6 protein-coding genes and 1 pseudogene are annotated in these 7,447 nt (G+C 57.9%); 2 read left to right on the top strand and 5 right to left on the bottom strand.

Annotated features, from left to right (window positions below):
• Positions 1–91: 91 nt before the first annotated feature.
• From ACP5E6_RS14610 to ACP5E6_RS14600, 3 genes are read right to left on the bottom strand one after another with little or no spacing between them, the layout of a single operon-like run.
• The gene (locus ACP5E6_RS14610; protein ID WP_427955123.1) at positions 92–868 is read right to left on the bottom strand and encodes an amino acid ABC transporter ATP-binding protein; all 777 of its coding nucleotides are present in this window, start codon (positions 866–868) and stop codon (positions 92–94) included.
• Positions 868–1,620, bottom strand: a complete 753-nt coding sequence (locus ACP5E6_RS14605) for an amino acid ABC transporter permease (RefSeq protein ID WP_427955121.1) — start codon at positions 1,618–1,620, stop codon at positions 868–870. Before ACP5E6_RS14605 ends, ACP5E6_RS14610 begins: the two co-directional genes overlap by 1 nt.
• Positions 1,621–1,627: 7 nt before the next feature.
• Positions 1,628–2,416, bottom strand: a complete 789-nt coding sequence (locus tag ACP5E6_RS14600; protein ID WP_427955119.1) for an ABC transporter substrate-binding protein — start codon at positions 2,414–2,416, stop codon at positions 1,628–1,630.
• Between the two features lie 369 nt (positions 2,417–2,785).
• Here ACP5E6_RS14600 and ACP5E6_RS14595 point away from each other — a divergent pair.
• Positions 2,786–3,495 (top strand): annotated as a pseudogene (locus ACP5E6_RS14595) (IS6 family transposase).
• Positions 3,496–3,634: 139 nt separating this feature from the next.
• Here the strand turns inward: ACP5E6_RS14595 and ACP5E6_RS14590 are convergent.
• A complete protein-coding gene (locus tag ACP5E6_RS14590) occupies positions 3,635–4,450 on the bottom strand; it encodes a PEP-CTERM sorting domain-containing protein (protein ID WP_427955116.1) in 816 nt (271 codons plus the stop codon).
• A 130-nt stretch (positions 4,451–4,580) separates the two neighbouring features.
• Between ACP5E6_RS14590 and ACP5E6_RS14585 the strand changes: the two genes are divergently transcribed.
• Positions 4,581–5,219: a response regulator gene (locus ACP5E6_RS14585; protein ID WP_427955113.1), complete on the top strand. Its 639-nt coding sequence runs from the start codon at positions 4,581–4,583 to the stop codon at positions 5,217–5,219.
• 7 nt (positions 5,220–5,226) lie between these two features.
• Here the strand turns inward: ACP5E6_RS14585 and ACP5E6_RS14580 are convergent, their stop codons facing one another.
• Positions 5,227–7,041, bottom strand: a complete 1,815-nt coding sequence (locus tag ACP5E6_RS14580; protein ID WP_427955110.1) for an ATP-binding response regulator — start codon at positions 7,039–7,041, stop codon at positions 5,227–5,229.
• Between the last annotated feature and the right edge of the window lie 406 nt (positions 7,042–7,447).

Here is a 7,447-nt window from a genome sequence, read left to right as displayed (position 1 = left end):
TCGATCATCTGGCGGCCGCTAAACCATGAACCTGGAAAAACGCTCCCCCAGATCCAACCCCATTGTTACACTCTCGCTCAATTAACGAGGCTTACAGCACGCGCTCGTTTCCGGCCATCAGCAGAGCGCGTGTTTTCGGGTGGGTTGCGCATGAAAACAACTGCGCCGGTGGTCCAACCTCCACGATCCGCCCCCGGTCCATCACGATCATCCGGTCCGCCACCTGCCGGGCAAAACCCATCTCATGCGTGACGATCATCATCGTCATACCGTCCTGCGCCAAGGTACGCATCACCGCGAGAACCTCACCAACCATCTCCGGATCGAGCGCGCTGGTCGGCTCGTCAAACAGCATCACCGCCGGTTCCATCGCCAAGGCACGCGCGATCGCGACACGCTGCTGCTGCCCGCCCGACAGCGCGGCAGGATAGGCCTCGGCCTTGTCCGACAGACGGACGAGCGCCAGCAGGCGACGGGCGCGTTCAGTGGCTTTTGCGCGGCTCTCGCCCCGCACCTTGATCGGCGCGAGCACGATGTTTTCAAGAACACTCATGTGGGGGAACAAATTGAAACGCTGAAACACCATGCCGACATCTTGGCGCTGCCGGGCGATATTCCGCTCGCGATCGTCGATCAGAATCCCGCGCCGGTCGCGGTAGCCGATCAGAAATCCGTTGACGGTAATCCGACCGGCGTCGATCGTCTCGAGATGATTGATGCAGCGCAGCAAGGTCGTCTTGCCCGAGCCGGAGGACCCGATCAGGACAACGGTTTCGCCGCGTGCGATCTTGAAACTCACACCATCGAGGATCTTGCTGGCGCCGAAATATTTCTCGACACCGTCCGCCTCGATCAGAAAATCCGGCATCAACCGGGCTCGATCAAAACGGCGTCGCGCAAAGCCTGGTTGCCCCGCAGCGCGCCACGGTCCATCCGCCATTCGACATAGCGCATCACACCGCCCCAGATCGATGTGAGTGCCAGAAAATACAGGGCGAGGACGGAGTAGAGCTCGAAGGTGCGGAAGGTGACGGAATTGACCGTCTCGGTCACCAGCAGCATTTCGGAGACGCCAATCACGCTCACCAGCGTCGAGTTCTTCAGCATGATGTTGAACTGATTGCCGATCGGCAGAAGCACGATCCGCAGGGCCTGCGGCAGCACGACATAGCGCAGAACCTGGTGGGGCGTCATCGCGAGCGATTTCGCCGCCTCGGTCTGGCCCCGATCGACCGCGTCGATCCCCGATCGGAAAATTTCGGCCATGTACGCACCCTCATTCAGCCCAAGGGCAAGAATGCCGGCCTGGACATTGCCTTCAAGGGTGAACGGGCCGGCCTGCCAGTCGTGAAACCGCAGAATGCCCGCCGCCGCGAGCCCGGTGTAGATGAACACGATCTGGACCAGCAACGGCGTGCCGCGCATCAGAAAAATATAGGTGCGGGCCGGCCACATGACGAACCACAGGTTCGAGCGACGGGCCAGAGCCGCCGGCAGGCCGATCGCCAGACCGATCATCTGGCCGCCGACGCTGATGATGATCGTCAGCCACAGACCATCGAGAAACGCGCCATCCGGCACCAGCAGCCGATGCCAGAAATACGGCCAATCGAAATGCATATCGCCATCAGCCTCCGGCGGGCAGCTTGTCGATGGTCAGGTTCCATTTCTTGAAGATGCGTCCATAGGTTCCGTCTTTCATCAGGGTCCCGAGAGAAGCCGTCAGCGCCTGATTGAGCCCGGTTTCGTCCTTGCGCAGGCCGATCCCGGTTTCGATCTTGAAATAGGGCGGTCCGGCAAGCGCGAACTGGCTGGGCATCTTGTGGGCGTAATAGCGACCCGCTTCATAGGACACGCCGTAGGCGGCGACTTCGCCGATCTGCAACTGCTGGAGCGCGCCGGTATTGTCGGGGAACAGCACGATGTCGATCGGCTTGCGGCCGGCCGCTTTCAACGCCGCATTGGCCTTGTCGAGCAGGATCGTCGCGGTGGTTCCGGTCACGCTGGCAACTTTTTTACCCGACAATGCCTCCAAATCAGGCACTTTGGGTGCGCCCGGTTTCGTCAGCACCGATTCATGGGAGAGCATGTAGGGAATTTCGTCGATCACCTTCAGCCGGCTCTTCTTGATGAACAGCTGGGAAATGATCGCGTCGCAATGGTCGGCGAGCAGCGCCGGGATCAATCCGGCAAACGGCATGTTGATATAAACTGCCTTGAGACCGAGTCGCTTTGCCAGCGCGTCACCGAGGTCGATATCCGCGCCTTCCGGTTTGCTCTGTGCATTCATGAACTCCATCGGCGGCAGATTGATCGAACTGCAATAGCGGATCGTGCCGGATTTCAGCATTGCGGGTGGTAGTGCAGCTTGAGCCGCCGGTGCGGCAACACTAAGTCCGATTACAATCCCGGTCATGCGCCGGTGCCACCGTTCCCAAACTGCCATCCATCGCTCCTGTGTTGATCGTCTCCCGATAGCTGCAAAAATCTTGCCAATGATGGACAGGATTAGAATGGTCGTCTGTTTGTTGATGGCTTTGTCAGTTTGGTTGGATGAAGCCGGCTCTGACCGAGGCCGGATACGAGACCGCCCCGCAGGGTTTTGTGCAACGAATTTCGGCGCCAGGTCCATTCGCCCACGCCAAATCCGCAATCACCAGGCGATAATCATCGGTGAGCGGACATCGGCATATTGGAAAATCCCCTGGTTCCAACTTTCTGCGCGAGATGATCAGCGTTGGCATTGTCAGATTGACGAATCACCCGGTGCCCGTAGCCCTTTGGAATGATGGATTTGACCTCTACGTTGCGATTGAAGGGGTATCGCTTCCCCCGATCGGTGATCGCCTACGCGGTCTGGACCTATTACCGTTTCAACCTGAGCCTGCGGGACGTCGAGGATTTGCTGGCTGAACGCAGTGTGACGGTGAGCTACGAGACGATCCGGGTACGGGTCGACCGGTTCGGACCGCAGATCGCAGCACGGATCCGGCGCGACAGACCATCAGCGGGCGACAAATGGCATATCGACGAGATGGTGATCACAATCGGCGGTGAGCCGCACTGGCATGGCGTGCCGTCGATGACCGGGGCGACGTGCTGGACATCCTGGTTCAGAAACGGCGCAATGCCCATGCTGCCCGACGGTTTCTCCGTAAGCTTATGCGCCGATGGGGGCAGCCGCGCGTCGTGGTGACCGACAAGCTTTGGAGCTACGACGTAGCACTCCGCAACGATTGCCGCAGTGCCGATCATCGATCCCACAAGCGGCTGAACAACAGGATCGAAGCCTCTCATCGCCATCCAAGACGACGAGAAAAGATCTTGGGCCGGTTCAAGTCTGCCGGCCAGGCTCAGAGATTTCTCGCCACTCACGACCAGATCATCACCCTGTTCCGGCTGAAACGCCACCGTCCCTCCGCCCGATCATTCCGCCATGATCGGGCTGACGCATTTTCACTCTGGACCGACTACGCCGCCAACCTGGCCGCCTGATCGATCGTGACCCAGGTCAATCGCACCTCATCCAATCAACCTGACAATGCCGGCGGAACCCAAGTTCAAACGCCAAACCCGGGTAACTTATTCACTTTGGCGCACCCCGCTCTGACATCGGCGTCGCCGCTGTGGGCGCTCAGCTCATAGCGCGTCGGCGTAGACGCAAGCCAGCAAGGCAGATCAGTCCGGTTCCTAACAATGCGAGGCTGCCCGGTTCCGGAACCGGCAACGGATTCGTCGTGGACGCCGCATAGAACGCGAGAATCGGCTGGCCAAACTCGTCGGTATTCGGATCTTTACTGCCGAACATGGCACCGCCTCCATCGAAATACCAGTTCGAGAGGAATGTGGCCCCCGTGTCGGCAGTAACGTTGACGCCAAGATCGTCCACATTCGGCGTGGTACTCAAAGGTCCCACATTCTCGAATCCGATAAAATACTGACTTCCGCCGACAAGGGACAACGGAGTGGCGAAGGTTCCGCCACCGAGCGTGCCATCCGCGACAGAGGAATTGAACGTAAACGACCCCAGAAGACTACCCCCATTTGCCGGCGTGTTGTTTTCGTAAACCACTGCCGTTACCGACCGATCCTCGATTGTCGTGCCCGTCGGAATCGAAAATTCCGTTGAAATACCGGAAAGATTGTAACTCGAGGTCGGCGTATAGAGCCAGCCTTCGTCAACGACGCCATTATAGAAGGCGGAATCGGGAGAATCTCCCAAATTTATACCAGTTTCGAGGGCACCCGCTCGGGCAGACACCGTCAGATAAGCGGCTGCGCACAACACGCAGACACCACCGAGCAAAGCCGTACGTATCGACGTAAAAAAATGTATTCGTTTCATGATACCTCCTAAACTATTGAAATCGTTAATTTGAAAAGCAAAGCGTCTGGTTTGAGCCAATCGTTGAGTCCAGAAGTCACGGCTCGAATGCTTCTTGGCATTCATGATTTGATAAACGAATTGCAAGACAAAATAAATTGGACCTAAGTCTTAAGCCTATGGTCAAATATTGCAGGTGGTCTCTAGGCTTTGGTCCCCTTGCCGACCGATCGGGCAACGGCTCATACTATCGGTCATGAAATTACTGATCGTGGATGATCATCCGGTGCTCCGCGAAGGATTCGCGGCCCTGCTGGCGCAGGTTGAAACCGATACGCTCGTGCTGCAGGCCGGCGATGCGGCCCAGGCGTTATCATCGGTGGCAGAACACCAGGATCTCGACCTCGTGGTACTCGATTTATTGCTGCCGGGAACGGGCGGCTTGGCCGCGATCGCTGAACTCGGCAAAATGCGACCCGACCTGCCCATTATTGTATTGTCCTCGTCGGAAGATCCACGCGATGCCAGGGCTGCGCTCGCCCATGGGGCCATGGGTTATGTACCGAAATCGGCTAACCAGCAGGTGATTCTCGCCGCGATCCGGATTGTGCTCAACGGTGACATCTACGTGCCACCACTAATTCTGGCAGAAACGACCAATATCTACCCAACCAGGCATCGACACCATGCCAGCGACCCGCAAGCGGCCCTGACGCCGCGCCAACTCGACGTATTGCGCAAATTGAGTGCCGGCCATTCCAACGGGCGGATCGCGCACGACCTGGGCCTGTCGGAAAAAACCGTGAAGGCGCATGTCACGTCGATTTTTCGTGCTTTCGATGTGGTCAGCCGCACTCAAGCCATCGCGGTGGCGCGGCAGATCGGATTGATCTGATTGCGGCTCACGATAGTGGAGCGGATGTACCGACTTGTGTCGTTGCCATCAGGTTGACAATGGCGGCACGCAGTTTGCTGTTCGAGACGGGCTTGTGGAGCAGAAGCAGGCCGCTGGCATGGGCTTCGGCCAACCGGTCGGGACCGGTGTCACCGGTGATCAGCATCGCGGGAACGTCCTCGTTGTAATCAGCACGAAGCCGGTCGACAACCGCGACACCGTTCTCACCGTCACGCAGGCGATAATCGCAGATGATCAGATCCGGCCGTTGACGGCAGCCTGAGAGTACCTGGATCGCCTCATCTCCTGATGATGCAACCATGACCTGATGGCCCCAGGACTCGAGAAGGCTTGTCATCGCCTCGCGGATCGCTCGTTCATCGTCGATGACCACGACCAATCCGCGCGCGAGGGCGCCGGCTGAGCTGCGATGTTCGACTTGCTCGTGCGGATCGGGCGCATCTGCGAACGGCAGGGTCAGCTCGAAACAGGAGCCGCGGCCTGGTTGAGAGCGGAGGGTAAGATCAGCATCGAGCAGGGTAGCGACCCGGCGCACGATGGCCAGGCCGAGGCCGAGGCCTTTGGTGCGATCGCGCTCAGGGTTGCCGAGTTGAAAATATTCTTCAAACACGCGCTCGTGCTGCTCCGACGCAATCCCTCGGCCGGTGTCCCAAACCTGCAGCCGCAATGTGGCACCTCGTCGGCGGGTCGCGATGACGATGCGGCCCACATCGGTGTATCGCACCGCGTTGCTGATCAGGTTTCGCGCAATCTGTTCGACTAGAACCGGATCTGAATTCACGATTGCGGTCGTCGGCTTGTGGATCAGCGTGACGCCCTTTGCCAGTGCCTCGGCAGCGTGGTCACGGCAGATGCGGTCCAGCAGTGGGCCGAGCGCGAAGGGACGCCTGACGACGTCCACCGCCCCGGCATCGAGCCGCGAGATGTCGAGCAGTGCAGTAAACAGACCATCCATCGCGTTGGTTGAACTTTCGATCTGTTCGAGCAGTCGCTGTCCCTCCGGCGGCATGGCGACGCCGCGCAGCGCACCCACGAACAGGCCGATTGCGTGCACCGGCTGGCGCAGATCATGGCTTGCCGCGGCAAGGAAACGCGATTTGGCGAGATTGGCCTGTTCGGCGATGTCTTTTTGACGCTTCAGATCGATCGCCATCTGCTCAGCCGCCATCCGCATGGAAATCAACTGTCTGAAGGTACGGTTGAACACGATCGCAAGAGCACCCATTCCGACGATGAACAGCAGCATGAACCAGGCACCAGCGTGCTGGTACGGATCTGCCGACCAGAGCCCGAACACCAGATATGGCAAGGTCGCTGGAAGAAAAAAGGCTGCAAACGCCGGCAGATAGGGGCCGAATGCAGGGACCGCTGCCGAGCAGATGCCAGCAATGACCAGAACGACCATGTATTGTACGGCGACAGGACCTCCCGCAGCCAGGCTGACGACAGCCCAGCCCCAGCCGATCCCCTCGGCGAAGCTAATGACAGTGAACCAAAACGCAAAATGGGACAGCGCATCGTCCTGCCGTCGTGATCGCGCGTAACGGTGCTTGAGCACTAAATGACTGATGGCGCAGGCAACGATATAGACGCACCACCATTCGCCTTTGTGGGATGTGTCAAAACCGAGATGGTACAGGATTGCAGTCAATGTAAGGGCGGTGGCCGCCGCAGCGCAGACACCAAGCGTCACGGTACCGAAAACCATGTCGATCTCGGCAACAGCTATTCTGTCAACATCAGATAACAAAGAGTGACCTGCGATCGCGTGTTTTAATTTTCCTATCCTATGCCTCCACATTATTTTTTGAAAACGGTGATTATGTAATTCTGTTAAAACTACTGGTTCTAGGTATCGCCATATTAATTTTTTGAATTGAATAGCAGATATGAGTTTTCTTTAAACCTCGGATTTTTCGTTCTTTGACCAGTATTCCTTAAATCCCGGAAAATTTTGGTCTATTGACCGCTTGTGAGGCCGAGGCACAATCAAGAGGCGGTATCGAACCGAAGTCTATCGCTCTTTTAAATTTACGGCCCTCGCCTTTCACGCATCGCATTCTTTGCAGTTCGCAAATGCTTGCCCCCGACTGCCCATCGTGCTCATCGTGCTCATCGTGCTCATCGTGCTCATGAAGCTCTTGAGCATTGGGCATTGGGCATTGGGCATTGGGCATTGGGCATTGGGCATTGGGCATTGGGCATTG

It is taken from the genome of Acidiphilium sp. (genome assembly GCF_049977125.1).
Classification (GTDB): Bacteria; Pseudomonadota; Alphaproteobacteria; order Acetobacterales; family Acetobacteraceae; genus Acidiphilium.
Note: the sequence above shows the minus strand (reverse complement) of the source record. Positions and strands in the feature narration are given on the sequence as shown.